Source organism: Streptomyces sp. NPDC032198, from assembly GCF_040636975.1.
In the GTDB taxonomy this organism is placed as follows: domain Bacteria; phylum Actinomycetota; class Actinomycetes; order Streptomycetales; family Streptomycetaceae; genus Streptomyces.
Genome location: NZ_JBEZVL010000005.1, coordinates 11,691 through 31,167, shown reverse-complemented (window position 1 = coordinate 31,167; position 19,477 = coordinate 11,691). Strand labels below are relative to the sequence as shown.

22 protein-coding genes are annotated in these 19,477 nt (G+C 68.2%); 13 read left to right on the top strand and 9 right to left on the bottom strand.

What is annotated here, in order from left to right; genetic code table 11:
- The first annotated feature begins 64 nt into the window (after positions 1 to 64).
- From pstC to pstB, 3 genes are read left to right on the top strand one after another with little or no spacing between them, the layout of a single operon-like run.
- Positions 65 to 1,087, top strand: coding sequence for a phosphate ABC transporter permease subunit PstC (pstC, locus tag AB0E78_RS14120; protein ID WP_361831859.1), 1,023 nt, complete (start codon positions 65 to 67; stop codon positions 1,085 to 1,087).
- Positions 1,084 to 2,133, top strand: a complete 1,050-nt coding sequence (gene pstA, locus AB0E78_RS14115) for a phosphate ABC transporter permease PstA (protein ID WP_361831857.1) — start codon at positions 1,084 to 1,086, stop codon at positions 2,131 to 2,133. Before pstC ends, pstA begins: the two co-directional genes overlap by 4 nt.
- Before the next feature lie 50 nt (positions 2,134 to 2,183).
- Positions 2,184 to 2,960, top strand: coding sequence for a phosphate ABC transporter ATP-binding protein PstB (gene pstB, locus AB0E78_RS14110; RefSeq protein ID WP_361831855.1), 777 nt, complete (start codon positions 2,184 to 2,186; stop codon positions 2,958 to 2,960).
- A 124-nt stretch (positions 2,961 to 3,084) separates the two neighbouring features.
- Here pstB and AB0E78_RS14105 read toward each other — a convergent pair whose 3' ends face one another.
- Entirely contained in the window at positions 3,085 to 4,083 is a 999-nt protein-coding gene (locus tag AB0E78_RS14105) for an inorganic phosphate transporter (RefSeq protein WP_361831854.1), read from the bottom strand.
- 9 nt (positions 4,084 to 4,092) lie between these two features.
- The gene (locus AB0E78_RS14100) at positions 4,093 to 4,713 is read right to left on the bottom strand and encodes a DUF47 family protein (protein WP_249589094.1); all 621 of its coding nucleotides are present in this window, start codon (positions 4,711 to 4,713) and stop codon (positions 4,093 to 4,095) included.
- A gap of 253 nt (positions 4,714 to 4,966) precedes the next feature.
- Here AB0E78_RS14100 and AB0E78_RS14095 point away from each other — a divergent pair, with 253 nt between their 5' ends.
- A complete protein-coding gene (locus AB0E78_RS14095) occupies positions 4,967 to 5,293 on the top strand; it encodes a metal-sensitive transcriptional regulator (RefSeq protein ID WP_361832768.1) in 327 nt (108 codons plus the stop codon).
- Positions 5,294 to 5,347: 54 nt separating this feature from the next.
- Here AB0E78_RS14095 and AB0E78_RS14090 read toward each other — a convergent pair whose 3' ends face one another.
- Positions 5,348 to 5,533, bottom strand: a complete 186-nt coding sequence (locus tag AB0E78_RS14090) for a hypothetical protein (protein ID WP_361831852.1) — start codon at positions 5,531 to 5,533, stop codon at positions 5,348 to 5,350.
- Between the two features lie 128 nt (positions 5,534 to 5,661).
- Positions 5,662 to 6,483 (bottom strand): hypothetical protein, encoded by an 822-nt coding sequence (locus tag AB0E78_RS14085; RefSeq protein WP_361831850.1) that lies wholly within the window; start codon positions 6,481 to 6,483, stop codon positions 5,662 to 5,664.
- 120 nt (positions 6,484 to 6,603) lie between these two features.
- On the opposite strand from AB0E78_RS14085, the gene AB0E78_RS14080 reads away from it, so the two are divergent.
- Positions 6,604 to 6,762 (top strand): hypothetical protein, encoded by a 159-nt coding sequence (locus AB0E78_RS14080; protein WP_361831848.1) that lies wholly within the window; start codon positions 6,604 to 6,606, stop codon positions 6,760 to 6,762.
- A 103-nt stretch (positions 6,763 to 6,865) separates the two neighbouring features.
- Positions 6,866 to 8,461, top strand: a complete 1,596-nt coding sequence (locus tag AB0E78_RS14075; protein ID WP_361831846.1) for an FAD-binding oxidoreductase — start codon at positions 6,866 to 6,868, stop codon at positions 8,459 to 8,461.
- Between the two features lie 402 nt (positions 8,462 to 8,863).
- On the opposite strand, the gene AB0E78_RS14070 is transcribed toward AB0E78_RS14075, so the two are convergent.
- Positions 8,864 to 9,592 (bottom strand): phosphatase PAP2 family protein, encoded by a 729-nt coding sequence (locus tag AB0E78_RS14070; RefSeq protein ID WP_361831844.1) that lies wholly within the window; start codon positions 9,590 to 9,592, stop codon positions 8,864 to 8,866.
- A 305-nt stretch (positions 9,593 to 9,897) separates the two neighbouring features.
- Complete coding sequence (locus AB0E78_RS14065; RefSeq protein WP_361831840.1) at positions 9,898 to 10,908, bottom strand: bifunctional lytic transglycosylase/C40 family peptidase; 1,011 nt, start codon at positions 10,906 to 10,908, stop codon at positions 9,898 to 9,900.
- 181 nt (positions 10,909 to 11,089) lie between these two features.
- Between AB0E78_RS14065 and AB0E78_RS14060 the strand changes: the two genes are divergently transcribed.
- Entirely contained in the window at positions 11,090 to 11,407 is a 318-nt protein-coding gene (locus AB0E78_RS14060) for a DUF397 domain-containing protein (protein WP_361831838.1), read from the top strand.
- Here the strand turns inward: AB0E78_RS14060 and AB0E78_RS14055 are convergent.
- A complete protein-coding gene (locus AB0E78_RS14055) occupies positions 11,404 to 11,874 on the bottom strand; it encodes a hypothetical protein (RefSeq protein WP_361831836.1) in 471 nt (156 codons plus the stop codon). The two genes, AB0E78_RS14060 and AB0E78_RS14055, sit on opposite strands and share 4 nt — an antisense overlap.
- 513 nt (positions 11,875 to 12,387) lie before the next feature.
- Between AB0E78_RS14055 and AB0E78_RS14050 the strand changes: the two genes are divergently transcribed.
- Complete coding sequence (locus tag AB0E78_RS14050) at positions 12,388 to 13,080, top strand: DUF4232 domain-containing protein (protein WP_361831835.1); 693 nt, start codon at positions 12,388 to 12,390, stop codon at positions 13,078 to 13,080.
- Between the two features lie 28 nt (positions 13,081 to 13,108).
- On the opposite strand, the gene AB0E78_RS14045 is transcribed toward AB0E78_RS14050, so the two are convergent.
- On the bottom strand, positions 13,109 to 13,744 hold the full coding sequence (locus AB0E78_RS14045; protein WP_361831833.1) for an NAD(P)-binding domain-containing protein: 636 nt from the start codon (positions 13,742 to 13,744) through the stop codon (positions 13,109 to 13,111).
- A 234-nt stretch (positions 13,745 to 13,978) separates the two neighbouring features.
- Here AB0E78_RS14045 and AB0E78_RS14040 point away from each other — a divergent pair, with 234 nt between their 5' ends.
- The 4 genes from AB0E78_RS14040 to AB0E78_RS14025 are packed head-to-tail and all read left to right on the top strand — an operon-like array spanning position 13,979 to position 16,906.
- Positions 13,979 to 14,305: a hypothetical protein gene (locus tag AB0E78_RS14040; RefSeq protein ID WP_361831831.1), complete on the top strand. Its 327-nt coding sequence runs from the start codon at positions 13,979 to 13,981 to the stop codon at positions 14,303 to 14,305.
- Positions 14,302 to 15,534, top strand: coding sequence for a putative T7SS-secreted protein (locus AB0E78_RS14035; RefSeq protein WP_361831829.1), 1,233 nt, complete (start codon positions 14,302 to 14,304; stop codon positions 15,532 to 15,534). The genes AB0E78_RS14040 and AB0E78_RS14035 overlap by 4 nt, the downstream gene beginning before the upstream one ends.
- 27 nt (positions 15,535 to 15,561) lie before the next feature.
- Entirely contained in the window at positions 15,562 to 16,218 is a 657-nt protein-coding gene (locus AB0E78_RS14030) for a hypothetical protein (RefSeq protein WP_361831827.1), read from the top strand.
- A gap of 28 nt (positions 16,219 to 16,246) precedes the next feature.
- Positions 16,247 to 16,906 (top strand): hypothetical protein, encoded by a 660-nt coding sequence (locus AB0E78_RS14025; protein ID WP_361831826.1) that lies wholly within the window; start codon positions 16,247 to 16,249, stop codon positions 16,904 to 16,906.
- Positions 16,907 to 16,916: 10 nt separating this feature from the next.
- Here AB0E78_RS14025 and AB0E78_RS14020 read toward each other — a convergent pair whose 3' ends face one another.
- Complete coding sequence (locus tag AB0E78_RS14020; protein WP_361831824.1) at positions 16,917 to 17,132, bottom strand: hypothetical protein; 216 nt, start codon at positions 17,130 to 17,132, stop codon at positions 16,917 to 16,919.
- Positions 17,133 to 17,458: 326 nt separating this feature from the next.
- On the opposite strand from AB0E78_RS14020, the gene AB0E78_RS14015 reads away from it, so the two are divergent.
- Complete coding sequence (locus AB0E78_RS14015) at positions 17,459 to 19,408, top strand: hypothetical protein (RefSeq protein ID WP_361831822.1); 1,950 nt, start codon at positions 17,459 to 17,461, stop codon at positions 19,406 to 19,408.
- The last annotated feature ends 69 nt before the right edge of the window (positions 19,409 to 19,477 follow it).

Here is a 19,477-nt window from a genome sequence, read left to right as displayed (position 1 = left end):
CACCGCCGCCAGGAGCAACTCCCGCCGATAGAGCGGCTGCCTGCTCCGCAGACCGGAGAACCTCATGGATATACCAAGCAGTACGACAGCACCCCCACCCCTCAACGACGTGAAGCCCTCGGGCATCACCCCCAAGAGCCCCCGCCGCAGCGCCACCCGCCCCGGCGACCGGATCTTCCTCGGTCTCTCGCGCGGCTCCGGCATCGCGCTGCTGGCGATCATGGCCGCCATCGCGGCCTTCCTGACCTACCGTGCGGCCCTCGCGCTCTCGGACAACACGGGCAACTTCCTCACCACCTTCGAGTGGGACCCGGCCGGTGCGACCACCGGCGGCAAGCCGTACTTCGGCATCGCGGTCCTGGTCTTCGGCACCGTGGTGAGCTCGATCATCGCCCTGGTGATCGCCGTCCCCGTGGCCATCGGCATCGCGCTGTTCATCTCGCACTACGCACCGCGCAAGCTGGCCACCCCCATCGCCTTCGTGATCGACCTGCTGGCCGCCGTGCCGTCGATCGTCTACGGCCTCTGGGGCGCCCTCGTGGTCGCGCCCAACCTGACGGGCCTCTACAGCTGGCTCGACGACTACTTCGGCTGGACCGGCGTCTTCGAGTACCAGGGCGGCGCCCCGCGCTCCCTGATGACGGTGGGCATCCTGCTCGCGATCATGATCCTGCCGATCATCACGAACGTCAGCCGTGAGGTCTTCCTCCAGGTCCCGAAGATGCACGAGGAGGCCGCGCTCGCGCTCGGCGCCACGCGCTGGGAGACCATCCGCATGTCGGTGCTCCCCTTCGCCCGCTCGGGCGTCATCTCCGCCTCGATGCTGGGCCTGGGCCGCGCGCTCGGCGAGACGATCGCCGTCGCCACCGTGCTCTCCCCGAGCTTCGTGATCAACGCCTCCGTGCTCGACTTCGGCGGCGGCACCTTCGCGCAGAACATCGCCAGCAAGTTCAACGAGGCGACCGAGTACGGCCGTGACGCGCTCATCGCCTCCGGTCTGGTCCTCTTCATCATCACGCTGCTGGTCAACGGCGCGGCCCGCTTGATCATCGCGCGCCGCAAGGAGTACTCGGGGGCCAACGCATGAGCGCCACCATCGTCAAGCCCACGAGCCTGCGGGGCGCCCGACTCCCGCGCTGGACACCGGCCGTCGTCGCACTCGGCTCCGCCGCCGTCGCCATCGGCATCGGCGCGGGGGCCGGCCTGGACAGCCGCATCCAGTGGGGCCTGATCGCGGCCATCCTCTACGTCGGCGCCTCGTACGCCCTCGCGGTCGCCGTCGAGGGCGGACGCCAGGCCAAGGACCGCCTCGCCACCTCGATGGTGTGGGTGATGTTCCTGCTGGCCGTCGTCCCGCTGGCCTCGCTGATCTACGAGACCGTCCAGCGCGGCTCGAACGTCTTCAACGGCTACTTCCTGACCCACTCCATGGGTGTGGTCGCGGACGACGAGCCCGGCGGCGGCATCTATCACGCGATCATCGGCACCCTGGAGCAGGTGCTCCTGGCCTCCGCGATCGCCGTGCCGATCGGCCTGCTCACCGCGATCTACCTCGTCGAGTACGGGCGCGGGAAGCTCTCCAAGGTCGTCACGTTCTTCGTGGACGTCATGACCGGCATCCCGTCGATCGTCGCGGGCCTGTTCGTCCTCAGCTTCTGGATCCTGATCCTGGGCTTCGACTTCTCCGGCTGGGCCGGCGCCATGGCGCTCGCCATCCTGATGATGCCGGTGGTCGTGCGCTCCACGGAGGAGATGCTCAAGCTCGTCCCGAACGAGCTGCGGGAGGCGTCACTCGCCCTCGGCATTCCGAAGTGGCGGACCATCCTCAAGGTGGTCCTGCCCACCGCGATCGGCGGCATCACCACCGGCGTCATGCTCGCGGTCGCCCGTATCGCGGGCGAGACCGCACCGGTGCTGCTCCTGGTCTGGGTCAACCCCATGATCAACACGAACCCGTTCGAAGGCTCGCAGGCCTCGCTGCCGCTGTACATCTACCAGCAGTACGCGGCAGGCAACCAGGCCGGTTACGACCGCGCCTGGGCGGCGGCGCTCGCCCTCATCGGCTTCATCATGATCCTCAACATGGCGGCACGCGGCGTAGCCCGCTGGAAGGCCCCCAAGACGGGCCGCTGACGCGGCCACCTCAGCGACCTCTCTGTAACCCCCTGAAGGCAGTGATCCCCATGGCCAAGCGAATCGACGTATCGGGCCTGACCGCTTACTACAGCTCCCACAAGGCCATCGAGGACATCTCGATGACCGTGGAGCCCCGCTCCGTGACGGCCTTCATCGGCCCCTCCGGCTGCGGCAAGTCCACCTTCCTGCGCACCCTCAACCGCATGCACGAGGTCACCACCGGTGGCCGCGTCGAGGGCAAGGTGCTCCTGGACGACGAGGACCTCTACGGTCCCGGAGTCGACCCGGTCGCCGTGCGCCGCACCATCGGCATGGTGTTCCAGCGCCCCAACCCGTTCCCGACGATGTCGATCTTCGACAACGTGGCGGCGGGCCTGAAGCTGAACGGCTCGTACAAGAAGAGCGAGCTGAACAACATCGTCGAGAAGTCCCTCAAGGGCGCCAACCTCTGGAACGAGGTCAAGGACCGCCTGAACAAGCCCGGCTCCGGCCTCTCCGGCGGCCAGCAGCAGCGTCTGTGCATCGCGCGGGCCATCGCGGTCGAGCCCCAGGTGCTCCTGATGGACGAGCCCTGCTCGGCCCTCGACCCGATCTCGACGCTCGCGATCGAGGACCTGATCGGCGAGCTGAAGGAGCGCTTCACGATCGTCATCGTGACGCACAACATGCAGCAGGCGGCGCGCGTCTCGGACCGCACGGCCTTCTTCAACCTGGCGGCGGTCGGCCAGCCCGGCAAGCTCGTCGAGATCGACGAGACGGAGCGGATCTTCTCCAACCCGTCCGTGCAGGCGACCGAGGACTACATCTCGGGCCGCTTCGGATAAACCCCGGCCCGATCCCCGACTCCCCGCGGTGCTGCATGGCGGTGCCACCGCAGGGGCAACAAGAAAGGCCCGCCCCCTGGCTCCCGGGGGGCGGGCCTTTCCTTTGTCTCGCTTTACCGCGTTGCTACAAGAACGCCAGGTTCACGATCCAGAAACTCAGCGCAGCGACAATCGCGGCTGCCGGCATCGTGATGAACCAGCCGAGGATGATGTTCTTGGCGACACCCCAGCGCACCGCGTTCACACGCTTGGTCGCGCCCACACCCATGATCGCGGAAGTGATCACGTGCGTGGTGGAGATCGGCGCGTGGAACATGAACGCGGTGGTGAACATGATGCCCGCGCCCGTGGTCTCCGCGGCGAATCCCTGCGGCGGGTCCAGCTCGATGATCTTGCGGCCGAGCGTACGCATGATGCGCCAGCCGCCAGCGTACGTACCCGCGGAGAGCATCAGCGCACAGGCGATCTTGACCCAGATCGGAATGGGCGCGTCGGCGCTCTGCACATCGGAGATGACCAGGGCCATCACCACGATGCCCATGGTCTTCTGCGCGTCCTGCAGACCGTGACCGAGCGCCATGCCGGCCGCGGACACCGTCTGCGCGATACGGAATCCACGCTTGGCCTTGTGCGGGTTGGACTTCCGGAACATCCACATGATCGCGCACATCACCAGATAACCGGCGACGAGTCCGACGATGGGCGAGATGAACATCGGAATGACGACCTTGTCGAGCACTCCGGACCAGATCACCCCGATTCCACCGGCGAGCGCGGCTCCGACCATTCCACCGAAGAGCGCGTGGGAGGAGGACGAAGGAAGCCCGAAGTACCAGGTGACGAGGTTCCATACGATGGCGCCCACCAGGGCGGCAAAGAGGATCCACATTCCCTTGTTGCCTTCGGGCGTCTCGATCAGGCCCTTACTGACCGTCTTGGCGACCCCGCTGCCCATGAAGGCACCGGCGAGGTTCATGACGGCGGCCATCGCGAGTGCCGCGCGAGGCGTCAGCGCACGGGTGGAGACGGAAGTGGCAATGGCATTCGCAGAGTCGTGAAAGCCATTCGTGTACGTAAATCCGAGCGCGACGCCAATGGTCACGATCAAAGCAAAGGTGTCCATGGAGAGGCCTCAGGACTCCTTGACCGCGATGGTCTCCACCGTGTTCGCGACGTGCTCGAACGCGTCGGCCGCCTCTTCGAGCACGTCGACGATCTGCTTCAGCTTCAGCACCTCTATGGCGTCGTACTTGCCGTTGAAGAGCTGAGCGAGAAGCTTGCGGTGGATCTGGTCGGCCTGGTTCTCCAGACGGTTGACCTCGATCCAGTACTCGGTGAGGTTGTCCATCGTCCGCAGATTCGGCATGGCCTCGGCCGTGAGCTCGGCGGCTCGCGACAGGACCTCGATCTGCTGCTCGACTCCCTTGGGGAGTTCCTCGACCTGGTAAAGGACGACCAGGTCGACGGCCTCCTCCATGAAGTCCATGATGTCGTCGAGGCAGGAGGCGAGGTTGTAGATGTCCTCGCGGTCGAAAGGCGTGATGAAGGAGGAGTTCAGCTGGTGGAAGATCGCATGGGTAGCGTCATCTCCAGCGTGCTCCGCGGCCCGCATACGCTCTGCGATCTCGGCTCGGGCGGAGGCGTCAGCCCCGAGCAGTTCCATCAGGAGCTTCGAGCCCGTGACAATGTTGTCCGCGGATGCGGCGAACATGTCGTAGAAGCTCGTCTCCCTGGGGGTCAGACGAAAGCGCACGTGGGGTCCTCGGGGTGCTTTGGATTCGGTCAGGCTGATGCTAGGCGCATCATCCGGCCACGGCTAACCGGCCAGACCCCAGTGTCGCCCATCAGGCACAGTGATCAGCACACCCCCCGAGCAATCGAGTATTCTATACCCACTAGGGGTATGGGAAGCCAGTTGAGTCCGTGACTTTTCCTATGACTGCCCAGCAGAGTGACTGTCCAAGCAGGAGGACGCGATGACGACCACCGAGCCGGCCGGTGTGGCCATGAACACCGAAGCGCCCTCCGAGCCCGGCGGCCACGACCAGGGTGTCCACGGCTACCACAAGCAGAAGGACGAGCACCTCAAGCGACTGCGCCGTATCGAGGGCCAGGTCCGCGGCCTCCAGCGCATGGTCGAGGAGGATGTCTACTGCATCGACATACTCACCCAGGTCTCGGCTGGCACGAAGGCCCTGCAGTCCTTCGCTCTCCAGCTCCTGGAGGAGCACCTGCGGCACTGTGTGGCGGACGCGGCGGTCAAGGGCGGCGACGAGATCGACGCGAAGGTCGAAGAGGCGACGAAGGCCATCGCCCGGATGATGCGGACCTGAGAACGGACGCGGCGGGGCCCGGGCCGCGCCCACCCCGGTAAACGGGGTCCGGGACTAGTCCCGGCCGTTGCCCAGCTGCCGCACGTCGGTGAAGACGTTAAGGACCTCGTCGATGCGGTCGGGACTCAATCGCTCCTCCCCAGCGGCGGACGCCGCGATGATGAGTTCGCCGCACAGCTCGATCTCGGCAAGGGCAACGTGGTCCTGAACGGTCGTACCGCGCACCAGAGCCACGTTCATCACCTCTTCCTGGCCTTGCTTCCTGCCGGTACCGACTTCCTAGAGTAGGGAGCGGCCTACACACCGCGCATGGCACGGACGGACCATTTCCACACCCCCGGGCCCGACTAGCCAGGTAACCCCGGCGGCTACTTCTCGGCGATCTTCCCCGCGAAGATGTCCTCGCTCGCCGGCAGCCGCACGTCCACCCGCACCCCGAAGTCGAACAGCAGCGTCGTCGACGCCACCTCGGCGTTCGCGACGCTGAAGTGCTGCCGGAGCTTGCGCAGCCGCCCCTCCTCGTCGAGGTACACGTCGAACGGCACCCCGCCCTTGCTGAACCCTTTCGCCGCCGCCCCCAGGGCCCGCCGCTGCCCCTCGGAAGCCGCCTTCGCGGCGCGCGGCAGGTCGGCGATCCCCCGGTAGTGCCGCACCTCCACGCCCGCGACCGCCGTCTCCCCCACGTACGACGCCTTGCGCACGCCCCGCAGCAGCTCCGCCGCGGCGAGCGGGTCGGTGGCCCCGCCCGTGACCAGATTGCCGTCCGAGAGCGACGCCGTGTCGATCCGCACCCACTTGTCGGCGGGCACCCCGGCCCCCCGGTTCTTCATGTAGAGCGCGCCGCTGGCCATCAGCTCGGTGATGGGACGGTGCTCCACGTCCCCGGCGGGATCCTTCGGCAGCACCACCACGAACCGCCCCACCTGCCGCCCGAAGTCGTACGAGCCGTGCCCACGGATGGTCACACGGGTCCCGCCGCTGGCCATCTCCATGGACGTACGTGCCTTGGAACTCCCCGCGCGGACAAGGGCGTCGGCGGAGTCCCGCACCACGTCGACGGCGTCCTGGGAGGCCGCGCGCCCGTCGTCGGCCGCGGCTCCGCCCCCCGAACAGCCCGTGGCGACGGCCATGAGACCCACCGCCGCGGCCGTGGCGACCGCTCCGCCCGTGCGCCTGTGCTGGTGACCCATCGCCCGACTACCCCCAAGCCTTCCCGTGAGGTGCTGTAGCCCCCTGTCGTTCCGTGTAACGACCGGTACGTTGACCCGTCACGCGTAAGAGCGTTCACCCGGCGTGGGTACGGTGGAGCCGTGGCCGAGGAGCAACAGGACGAACCCCACCGCACGACGACGGTCGAGCAGGGCCGCTTCTGCGCCGCCAGGTGCAGCTGCGGCTGGCGCGGCCCGGCCCGCAGAGCGCGCAGCAAGGCCAGGACGGACGCGGAGTCCCACACGTCGTCGCTCCGCTAGAACTCCCCTTGCCGCTCACCGGTTTCCGCTCATCGGAACCCATGAGTCCCGTACGCCGTCTCGTACTCCGGGAAGCACGGCGAGAAGCAACGGGAGGGGCGTCATGGAACGGCGTACGTTCATCGGCACCGCGGCGGCGGCAACGGCGGCCTTCGCGACGACGGGCTGCAGCGGCTCCGGCGGAAGCGGCGGCGGTGGCACCGGGGGCGGCGGGGGCACGGCCTCCGGGAGCGCGGGCGCCTCGAACTCCGGCACCCCGATCCGTACGTCGAGCGCCGCGGCGTCCGCGGCGGCGAACCTCACCGCCCTCGCCAAGGACCTGGACGGCACCCTGGTCAAGCCGGGAGAAGCGAAGTGGGCGGCGGCGCGGCAGCTCTACAACACGCGCTACGACAGCCTCAAGCCGACGGCGGTCGCGTACGTGGCGAACCCCGACGACATACGCACGACCCTGGCGTACGCCCGCGCCCACCACGTCCCGGTCTCCATACGCAACGGCGGCCACTCCTACGGGGGTTGGTCGTCCGGCACGGGCCGCCTGATCGTCGACGTGTCGAAGCTGAACAAGACGCGCGCCAGTGGTTCGACGGCCACGGTCGGCGCGGGCGCGAAGCTCATCGACGTCTACCGCGCGCTGGCCGCGAAGGGCGTGACGATCCCGGCGGGCTCCTGCCCGACCGTCGGCATCTCCGGCCTGACGCTGGGCGGCGGCCATGGAGTGGTGTCCCGGGCGTACGGCCTGACCTGCGACAGCCTGACGTCGGCGACGCTGATCACGGCGGACGGCAAGCAGCTGACGGCGAGCAAGAGCGAGAACAAGGACCTGTTCTGGGCGCTGCGGGGCGCGGGCAACGGGAACTTCGGTGTGGTGACGGAGCTCCGGTTCCGCACACACGCGGCTCCGCAGGGCGTCTCGGCCTACATGAGCTGGCCCTGGTCGAAGGCGGCGGCCGTCATCAAGGCGTGGCAGGAGTGGGGCCCCGACCAGCCGGACGAGATCTGGTCGTCGGCGCACCTGGCGAACACGCCGGGCGGTACGCCCACGGTGTCGGTCGCCTGCTTCTCCCTCGGGACGTACGGGGAGCTCCAGAACGCGGTGGACCGCCTGGCCGACAAGATCGGCGCCCCGGCGCGCAGCGTGTCATTGAAGCGGCGCTCGTACGAGGAGTCGATGGAGGTGTACGCGGGCTGCTCGTCGTTCGCGTCGGACGCCCAGTGCCACCTGCCCGGCACGACGCCGGGACGGAACACGCAGGGTGCCCTGAACCGCGAGACGTACGCGGCGAGTTCGGACTTCTTCGACCGCTCGCTCTCGGCCGCGGGCATCCGCGCACTGCTGTCGCAGGTGGAGAACGTGACGGGCGCGAGCGGGGGCAGCATCGCGCTGACCGCCCTCGGCGGCGCGATCAACCGCGTCGACCCGACGGCCACGGCCTTCGTCCACCGCCGCTCGCGGATGCTGGCGCAGTACATCGCGTCGTGGCGCCCCGGCACCTCCGGGAAGCCTGCCCAGGCATGGCTGAAAACGGCTCATGGAGCGATGACCCGGTACGCCTCCGGAGCGGCCTACCAGAACTACGCGGACCCCACCCTGACCAACTGGCGTGAGGCGTACTACGGTTCGGCGGCCGGCCGCCTGAAGAAGCTGAAGAAGCAGTACGACCCGAAGCGCTTCTTCGACTTCCCGCAGGCGCTGTAACGGGCTGACGGGGCTGCGCGGGTCGGGGCCGGGCGGGGCTGGGGCGAAGAAGGCCGTACCCCATATGGCGGCCCCCGCAACCCGATCAGCCCCACCCGACACGCCCTCGGGTGGCCCACTCCCCGGGACCCCGCTGCCCTGGGGGTATGAGACCCCGAATAGGCAAGACCGCAGCGACCACAGCCGCCCTCCTGGCCCTGGCCGCCCCCGCGGCCCACGCGGCCACCACCACGGAGGCCGATCACCCGGCCGCAGGCCCCCTCACCGCAGCCTCAGCGGGAGTGACCGCGGCGGCAGCAGGCGCGGGCTGGTGGCTGCTGAAGCGCCGCCGCGAGGACGGAACCCCGGCGCACGGAGACGCAGAGCACGGAGACGCGGACCGGGAGGGGGGAAGCCGAACCGCTACGCGGCGAGGTCCCGCTCGTCCGGCCCGGAGGCAGCAGGCTGAGCCAGCTCCGCCACAGCCTCCTCTTCCGTCCCCTCAGCCCCCAGAGCCCCGCGGCTCCGCTTCGCCCACACCAGCCAGCCACCCCGCCCGGTCCGGCCAACAGCCTTGGCCACAGGGGTGAGCAGGGCCATGGCCAGCGGCGAGAGCAGCAGCGCGACAGCGGTCCCGAGCGCGAATCCGCCCACGACGTCCGTCGGATAGTGCACGCCCATAAAGACCCGGCAGAAGCCTTCGAGCAAGGCGAGAGCGATGCCGACGAGACCGAACTTCCGGTTGGCCACGAATAGCCCGACACCAAGAGCCATCGCGAGCGTCGCGTGATCACTCACGAAGGAGAAGTCGGTCTTTCCGTGCACGAGGAGCTCAAGTCCGTCGTGATCCTTGAAAGGCCTGCGCCGCTCCACGAATCCCCGGATCGGCACATTCACCAGGACGGCGATCGAGGCCGCCAAGGGAGCCCAGACAACAGCGGCGACAGAAGAAGCGGCGTCATCAAGCGCCCCGCGCTTTCGCTGCCCCCACCAGCACCAGACGACCAGCAGAACAAGCGCGAGCAGCAGCCCGTACTCACCGACGAATGCGATCGACTTTGCCAGCCAGTCCGGCGAATCCTCAGCCAGACCATTGATGTCGTAGAGCAGGCTGACGTCGGGGTTCGACCCTGTGGTGTCGAGTCCAGCCATGGTGCTGCGGCCCCTTGTCTCCTCGCCTCGGACGCACCTTGCCGTGCGCCCTTCCATCAACCCCCGTGGTCAGTACTGCTTGCTGCGTGGTCAATGCCGCTCGCTACTGGGTGGTCGCACTCTCCGGTGACTTCAGTCAAAGGAACGCACGGCCCCCTTCACCACGTTCCACTCTCCACCGAATGATCACGCAGACGTTACCGAAGAGAGACTCATCACCGCAGCTCAGAGAAGTGTACTGACGGAGAGTTCAAGCCACGTCACGCGCCGATCGCACCTTCCCCATGACCCCGTTCCGGAACCCCTCAGGCCGCGGACAGCTTGTCGGGCACGGCGTTCGCCCCGTCCTCGGTGACGCGGGTCGCGCCAAAATAATCCGGAGTGTCGATCGGGTCGAAACGGATCACCGCACCGGCCCGCGGGGCGTTGATCATGTAGCCCCCGCCCACGTAGATCCCGACGTGCCGGATGGCGCGGGAATTGGTGAGGTCGTCCGAGAAGAACACCAGGTCGCCCGGGAGCAGTTCGTCCCGTTTCGGATGCGGTCCGGCGTTGTACTGGTCGTTCGCGACGCGCGGCAGATCGATATCCACGCTGCGATAGGCGGCGAGCGTAAGCCCGGAACAGTCGAATCGCCCGCCCTGCTCGGCGGTTCCATTGCCGCCCCACAGATACAGCGTGCCGAGCTTCTTCTGCGCGTAGTAGATGGCTCCCGCCGCCTGCTGCGACGGCTGCACCCTGCTGGTGGGCCGGGCGAAACTCTTCTCCAGGTCCGTGATGGTCTTCACGTAATTCTGGGTCTCGCTGTAAGGCGGTACGCCGCCGTACTTGATGACGGCATAGGCGCCCGCGTTGTACGCGGCGAGCATGTTCTTCGTCGGGCTGCCGGGGGCGTCCTTCACATAGCTCGCGAGTTTGCAGTCGTACGAAGCGGCGGAAGGGATGGCGTCCTTCGGGTCCCAGACGTCGCGATCGCCGTCACCGTCTCCGTCGACCCCGTGCGTGGCCCAGGTCCCCGGGATGAATTGCGCTATCCCCTGAGCGGCGGCCGGGCTCTTGGCGTTCGGGTTGAAGCCGCTCTCCTGGTACAGCTGGGCGGCGAGCAGGGCGGGGTTGATCGCCTTGCAGAGGTTGCCCCACTTCTGGACGAGCGGCTGGTAGGTGGCAGGGACGGCGCCCTTCGCGAGCCCGACGTTGCCCTGCCCGGCCCCGTTGGCGATGCCTCCGGCGGTCATGTACGTCCCCACGACGAGCAGCGCGATGAAGCTCATCGCCCCACCGATGCCGACGGCCGCGACCAGCCACGCCTTACGCACCGTCAACCACCCCTCACCACGCGGGAGTCCACCGCGCCTCAGTGTAGAGGGGTGACCTGTGCCTTCGGGGGATCACCGCCCAGCTCCGTCCGGAGCAGTTTGCGGCGCGCGGCGCGGAGGGGGGACGGCAGGCGATACTCCCTCCACCATCCACCCCCTGCACCCCGAGGAACCGGCCCCCATGCCCGAAGACGTGCCCCCAGACCTCGACTGGATCCGCGCCGCCCCCGAGGGGGAGGAGGGCGGCCCAGGCCCCTGGATCGAATTCGCGTACGGCCCGGACGACGCCGTCCACCTACGGGAGACCAGCGACCCGGAGAACATCGTGACCACGACCAGGCAGAAGTGGGACGCCTTCGTACTGGGCGTGCAGGCAGGCGAGTTCGACCACTTCGTGGAGGGAGTGGCGGGTGTGCGGGACGTGCGGGGCAGGGAGGACGTGCGGGGCAGGGAGGACGTGCGGGGCAGGGAGGACGTGGAGGACGCGGAAGCCGACTAGCTCTGGACGAACTCGTCGGTCAGCACGCACCCGTCCACCGACGCGGGCGCCGTCGCCACATCCCCCTCCGGCTTGAAGTTCGGGTTGCAGTTCAGGACCAGAAGCCCTGAGGCCGAGAGGTCCCGGATCGTGTCGTCGTCCGGCGCGATGACGGCGAAGTCCTTGCCGACCGCGAAACCGCCATGCAGACCGGCGAGTTCGTCCGTCTTCATCCGCTCGGCGACGTCGGCCTTGTAGGCGGTCTGGAACTGCGTCATGTCGCTGGTCTTGAAGACCCGGATCCAGCCGTCGCCGCTGTCGTCGCACGTACCGCGGAACTGCACACCCCAGGACATGTCGAACTGCTCGTCCATGGGGTAGTAGCGCTCGTCGGCCGGATCGATGCTGTACCGCTCACACGTGGTGAAGCGCTGGAGGTACTCGCCCGCGGCCATGACGGTGTCCGCCTGGGGCAGGTTCTCCAGCATCCACTTCTGCCGGACCCCGGGCCCACCGCTGGTACCGCCGTTACGAGCGGGAGCAGCCGCATCCGACCCCTCACCCGAGTCCGAGTCGGAGCCGGAGCCGGCACCCGCAGCAGCACCGGCGATGACCCCAGCCTCAGCCCCCGCACCGGCCCCCGACGCCCCCGCCACCCCCGACGATCTCTCGTGATCGCTGTCCTGGCACCCGCTCACCGTGAGGACGAGAGCCGCGGTCGCGGCAACCGCGGCAGCCTGCCTGGAGCGCATACGCGTACGCATGATGGTGTGATCCGTTCCCCCGCCGAATAGTGACGCCGGGACCCTGGAGCACCTGCGTGTCCATGATCAAACAATCCCCGCGCGTCCCACCCCGCCATCCCAGGCAAGGCACGTCCTAGCAGGTCAGCCCCCTTGAACCATCCCAGCGTCCCGGATGCCCCGGAGTTCCTTGCCCTGGCCGGGACCGCCCCTCTTAGCTGTGATCACCACAGCCAAGCACCACTCCCGGGGGATCCCATGAAGCACACCCGCAAGGCCGTCGCAGCAGTCATCGGTCTCGTCGCCGCCCTCTCGCTCACCGCCTGCAACGGCGACGACAACGCGTCGGCGGAGACGTCGTCCTCGCCCGCTGCGTCGGCAGACAAGGGCGGCGAAAACGCTCAGGACACCACCGCAGGCACGGACGCCAACGAGGACGACAAAAGCAACGAGAACGAGCCCGGCACGGGTACGGACTCGGGCGCGGGTACGGACTCGGGCACAGACACAGGCAGCAACACCAAGACCGGCATCTGCCGCACCGACGAGCTCGAAGTGGACGCCACGGACAACACGACCGACAAGACGGAAGGCGTCGTGACCGTCGTCTTCAAGAACGGCGGCGGTCGCGACTGCACCATCAAGGGCTTCGCCGGGGTCGACCTGACGGCGTCCACGGGCGACACCCTCTCCGTGAGCCGCAACGGCGAGCAGCCCGTGCCCGGAGTCCTGAAGGACGGCGAATCCGCCGCCTTCAACATCACGTTCCCGTACAACAACTCGGGCGGCTCCGGCGTGCGCATCACCAGCCTCGTCGTCACGCCGCCGAACGAGACCAAGCACGTCACCCTCGACTGGCCCGCGGGCACGCTCCCGGTCACCGACGGCGAGAGCAAGGTCAAGCTGGAGATCAGCCCGGTGGGCAAGGTCAGCGACTCCCCCGCCGGCTGAAACCCCCGCCGCCGCCCCCGCCACCTGCTCACACGGCCCGCGGCCGTACGACCTTGAAGCTGAACCCGTACGTGCCGATCGACTCGGCCACCCCCATGAACAGATACGCGGCGTGCTCCTGCCCGCGCGCGGTCACGATGCCTCCCAGGTCCAGCTGGGAGGCATCGGGCCATCCCAGATCACCGAGCAACCGCCGAGTGGTCCGTTTCGCGACGGCATCATCCCCGGAGAGAAAGATCGTCCCCGCCTCGGCCAGACTCCCCGGGTCCGTCATCACGACGGAGTCGACGGTGGCGAGCGTCTTGACGACATGCGTGTCCGGGAACGCGGCCTGGATCTCCTCGCTGAGGCTGTAGTTGGGATGGGAGAGCTCCATGCGCTCGGTGAAACCGACACCGATGTCGACCAGCACCTTCCCGGCCAGGGCTGGAGCACCGATCTCGGTCAGGACGCTCATCGACGCGGTACCGGGCGTGGCATTGACGAGCACGTCACCATGCGCGGCAGCGCCCCCGAGCCCCACTACAACAAAACCCTCCAACTCCCCCTCGGCTCCCCTCACGTCGGGGGATCGCGACCCCAACACGACATCGTGCCCAGCAGCCCGCCACCCACCAGCAAGCGCACGAGCAACATTCCCGGTCCCAAGCAGTCCGATTCGCATGAGTAAGAAGCTAAGGACCACCCCCCGAAAACAAATCCGCCAAAGGTCCCGCCCTCACTGCCCCGCTCGACGTACGCCACTAGCCCGAGGCCCGGCCACGCACCTCGACGGCCGCGCGTACCACTCCGCCCGATACCTGCCGCTTCGGGCGCCTATGAAGCAAACTTCGCACTAGCGAAACTGCGCACTCGTGGATAGCGTCGTTCGACCCATGACGACCGCCAGGGGGCAGGGATGGCCGAGAGGCTGAGGCTCGACGCAGTCGAACTCGAAGGATTCATGAAACTGCTCGACGGATCAGTCGAGTCGTTGAAGGGGCTGCGCAGCGCCCTGTCCGGCGCGACTGTCGGGGGCCTCGGCACGGGCGACCTCGACAAGGCCTGCGAGGACTTCCAGGAGGACTGGAAGTACGGCGCCGAGCAGATCGGTGAGCAGGCCGAGGATCTGAGCAAGATCATCGAGCAGAGCAAGGACGCCTTCCTCGAAGTCGAGGACGCGCTCGTCAAGGCGCTGCACAAACCCGGGAAGACCAACGACGACATCGTCGAGGTGCCGAAGTGACGGACGCCTCCACCTATCCGGATCTCGGCTTTGATCCGGCCCCCGGGGACTGCGACACCGTAAAAGAGCTGCGCAAGAAGCTGGGCACCTGCGTCACCGTCCTCCGCGACACCCGCAAGGTCGTCACCAAGCTGATGGACGGCAGTTACTGGGAAGGCGACGCGGCGGTGGCTTTCCGCGAGTCCGTCAAGGACGGGCCGCTACCCCTCAACCTGAAGAACGCCGCCCGCTCCATTGAGAAAGCCGCCACCCAACTGGAGCGCTGGGAAGGTGACCTGCACGACTACCAGCGTCGGGCCAGAGCTCTGGACGGCAAGGCCAAGGACGCCCGGGAGGCGTTGAAGGCCGCGAAGGGCCACGCCGACACCGCCGGTGATGATCCCGACCTGGATAAAAAGGGCGACAAGCAAGACGATGCAAAGAAGTCCCTGAAGCTCGCCCATGGCAAGGTCGAGGACGCTCAAGCCGAACTCGACCGGATCCTGGCGAGGGCGCGGAGTCTGGAAGAAGAACACAGGAAGCGGTCCGAATACCGCGCGACCAAGATTCGCGAAGCGACGGACAAACTGGCACCGCACGAGCCGGGCTGGCTCGAGAAGTCCTGGGAGTGGGTCAAGGAGAACCTCCCGGACATCCTCAGCGCCATTGCCGGAGTACTGGCCCTGGCCGCCCTGATCTTCACGGGGCCTGTTGCGCTGCCGCTCCTTCTGTTGGGGGCAGCAGCTCTCAGCGTGGGGGCGCTCGCTACCCGGCTTTCGAATCCAGCGGTGCGCGAGTCCCTGATGGACGGCTTGACCAAGGGTGAATTCGATGCCGATTTCTTCAGCAACCTGGTTTCGGTAGGAGCCGACGGTCTCGGCATGGTTCCTGGGCTCGGAGCTACCCTCAAGGGAGGCCTTGGAGCCGCGCGATCGGTGAGAGCAGGGGAGACGGCACTCAGCCTCGAGCAGAAGTTGTCGCTCTTCGGCAGCAAGACAGCGGAAAGCGCGCGCGGCATGGGCGGTGTGGCAAACCCCCTACTTGAACGCGTATTTCGAGGCACGAGCAACCCAGCCGTGGTGATCGACTCCATCGGCAAGGGGTCAGCCGGCATCGGTCTCGTGACGGCCGGCTACGGCCTGGTGTCCGATGACGAGATCAAGGGACAGGTGGGCACCGGCATCGACGGCACGCGACTCGGTGTCGATCTTCCTGCACTCCCGGCCCTCGTGCGCGCCGCCTTCTCCTGACCTTTTCCATGCAGAGAAAGTGTCCAAGTGAACCTTGCTGAATTCCCCACTGCGTGGGACCACCCGCCCACGCGTCGCGCCTGGACGCTGCACATGTCCCTGAACATTGCCGGACTGGTCGGATGGGTCGGCGGGTGGATCGCACTGCTCGGGATCTCCACCGAGACACCCAACTGGGTCGTGTGGGTCTTCATGCCGTACTTCATCTACGGCTTCTACCGCGCGTACGTTCAACTGCGATATTTCCCCGCGGCACTGAGGATGCGGCGCATCATGCGCACCTTCCCGTGGCAGGTGCGCAACGATGCCCCGCATGGGCTGGCGGACTATCCAGGGGTTGTGGGGCCCCAGCACGGATGGTTCGAGTTTCCCAATCCCGCCGACCCGGCGCAGCAACTGCCCCTGGTCTTCACCCAGCACTTCCGCCTGAATTGGTGGACCCGGCGGCTGGCCCCCCGCGCCAAGCCACAGCTAAAGGCACAGATCGAGACCATCTGGTTCGCCGGCGATCCGCGCATGATCGGCATCATCGCCGCACCCACCCCGAACGGGCGGGCTCCCCGGCGGTTTCAGGTTCTCGACCAGGGTCTGGGCAAGGGCGACGGCAGCCGCCTCACTGAATGGGGTGTCACGCCCGAGGACCTCGAACGTGGTCGGCGTGCCGGAGTCACCCCAAACCTCTGAAACAGATTACGCCTGATGGAGAACTCAGTTGAGCACGCCCGAGTTTATTCTCGATGAATCCGTCAATGAACCCGGCGGTGACATCTGGTTCGCCGTCCCGGCGGGCTTCACCTCCATCCCCATCAACGCGCTGCTGAACCCGCCCGATTCCGCCGGGGCTGAAGAGTTGCGCACCGCCATCGGGCCGCTCCTTGATGCCATTCCGGATGAAGTCGGTCGCCGACGTCTTCTGGGTCAAGTGGCCAGTGGTCAGCAACTGTTGGCTGCACTGGTCGATGTCGGCACTACCCATTGCTCGATCGGCCTGCACCGCGACGACGTTTCCGAAAGCAATAGCGGCGGTCACCTGTTCTCCCTCTTCACCCTGTCCTGGCGGGACATCGCCACCGCCGCACCCGCCGTCACCGCCGCCCGAGCCGTCACCGGCGCCGAGGGCCACGGGAACGTCGAATACCTCGAACTGCCCTGTGGCCCAGCGTCGTTCAGTGAGCTCGTCCGCACGCCGAACGCCGAGTCCGGCCTCCCGCAGGACCCGGTCCTCCAGATCTTCGCCCACCTCCCGCATCCGGACGGCAAGCGACTGGTCGTGCTCACGCTGGGCACCACCGCCGTGAGCAGGCGTGCGGAGTACCGAAGCCTGGTCCACCAGATCGCGGAGAACGTCAGCTTCGAGAACCCTCTGCCATAGGCCTCGGTCGTCAGAAGGCCGGGCTGAAGATCTTGGTCAGGTGGTAGTCGAGTATGCCGCGTACGTCGTCCAGGGTGCGGCGGCCGTGCAGTACGTCTCCGCCGAGGCCGACCGCGGCGGCCACCAGCAGGTCCGCCTCGCGCTGTGCGTCCAGGCCGGGGGCCGTCTGTCCGCTCTCCTGGGCCGTGGCGATGAAACAGGCGACCGGCTCATCGGCCACGACCACACCGGCCTTCTCGGCTGGCTCTCCGGCGGCTTCGCGGTCCTCCTGGTCGCCTACGTCGTCGCGCTCGCCGCAGGCGTGACCCTGACCGTCTGGTCCCCTTCCCGGGCGAAGGCCCTCGGCCGCCGCAGCCGACGTCGGGGCGCGAGAGCCGCCCGGGCGGTTGACTGGTGTCCAACATTCGTCGATCGTTGGGGAATTGAGCGCAAATCAAGGCGCTGCGTTGTGACGGCTGGGGGGAGCCGAACATGCAACCTGGGGATGACCACGCCACGGGAGCTGAGCCCGACGATGCGGTTCCTGGCAGAGGGCCCAGCGACGCCGTCCCGGTGAGCGGGGAACGCGAGGGACCCGAGGGCCGCGATGCCGGTCCTGGTGGGGAGCAACGCCCGGCGCCGTACGCGACGCCGGATGCGGCGCCGCCGTCCGGTCAGGGGGCTGACGAGAGCCACGGCCCCGGCGAGAGCCACGGCTCCGATGAGAGCCCTCGCCCCACCCCCGCCGCAGGCCCCGCCGCGAGCCCAGGCCCAGGCGGCCCACCGCCCCAGGCCCCCCACGGAGGCCAGTTCGGGCCACCGCCCCCGCCCTCGCCCCCGACAGCGGCACCGCCGACCCCACCGCAGCCCTACGCCGCGCCCCTGCCGCCCCCCACAGCCCCACCCGCACCACCCCTCTACGGCCCACCCGCGCCCGCACCCCTCCCCCCACCCGCCCCCGACGCCCTCCGCGCCCTCTCCGCCGGGCTCCTCAACCTCACCGGCCTCGGCCTCGGCTACGTCCTCCTGAAGCGCTGGTTCCTGGCCGCGGTCTGCTGGGCCGCGACCGCCGCGCTGCTCTTCGTGGCATTTCCCGCCGAGGTCGACGGCGTCCCCGGCGGCGCACTCATCGGGTTCGTGGCCTTCCTGCTCCTCGCGGCGGCCGACGGGGCCCGCCGCGCCCTGCGTACCCATCAGAACTGGCCGCTCCGCGCGCCGCTCGCCGTCGGGCTCGGCCTCGTCCTGCTCGCCGTCCCGGCCGGCGGCGTCATCGCGTACGACGCCGCGCGCGACGACGCCGTCGAGGAGATGCTGCTCGACCGGCTCGACAAGGCCGACAAGATCGTGGCGGCCGCCGACGGCCGCGCCTTCGACTCCGCCGAGGACGACTACCGGGACGCCCTCGACATCTACCGCGACCTCGGCGACGACCACGCGGGGTCGAAGGCCGCCCAGCGCGTCCCGGACAGCCTCGCCGCGTACTACAAGTCCGTCGCCGCCCCTTACGACGAGCGCAAGTACTGCGACGCCACGGAGCCCCTCAGGTACCTCCGCACCCTCCGCGGCTCCCTCGGCAAGGACCGTCTCGGCACCCTCGCCACCTGGCCCGACGACCGCCTCGCCACCTCCCTCTACGAATGCGGCTCCCAGGGACTCGGCACCGCGACGCCCACCGCGGGCGGCAGCGAAAGCGGCAGCAAGGGCGGCGAGCTCGGAGAGCTCCTGCGCACGTTCCCCGACTCCGACCAGGCCGGGAAGGTCGAGCCCGCCATCAAGAAGGCCATCGACGCACGCTCCGCCGACCTGAAGGGCGCCGAGCCCTGCCGCGCCACCGAAGAACTCCGCGGCATCGGCTCCACCGCCAAGGCCCTCCCCGGCGACGCGGGCAGCAGCCTCTCCGGTGACGCGTCGAGCGCGGTCGAGTCCGGGGTGTACGCGTGCGGCGTGGACGAGTTCAAGGACGGGAAGTTCAGCGAGGCGGCCAAGACCCTCAACGACTTCGCCGGAACCTACAAGAGCAACGGCAAGCGCGACCGCGCCAGGGACATCGCCATCGCCGCCGAGATCGCCGAAGCCCGCCCGGCGGCGGGCCGCAGCCTGCCGCCGGCCAAGTCACCGGGCGGCGCGAAGCTCACGTACGTCGTCGAGAACGGCGGCCCCGGCCCGCTCGAGGTCCTCTACACCGGCCCCACCACCGGGACCCTCAAGCTCACCTCGTGCCTCGGCTGCAAGACGTACACCAGCAAGACCCAGGGCAAGAAGGCCTGCCTGGCGGGCGACGGGTACCCGAAGAAGACCCTCCACCTGCCCCCGGGCGACTACCACTTCCTCTACAAGCGCGACGCGAGCACCGTGGGAGGCGTCCGCAACAACTCCGAGAGCAGCAAGGTCCAGCCCGGCTACCGCTACACCGACTGCTCGTATGTGGTGACGGGCGGCGGTCTCGGCGACCTCGACGGGCTGGACGGACTGGACGGACTGGATGACGTGGCCTACCTCAATGGCCCCGACGGGCGTCCATGACCCATGATGTGAGTCTCCGTCACCGGATCCGGTCAGAATGAGACCTGGTCAGAGGGCTCGCCGGGCCGT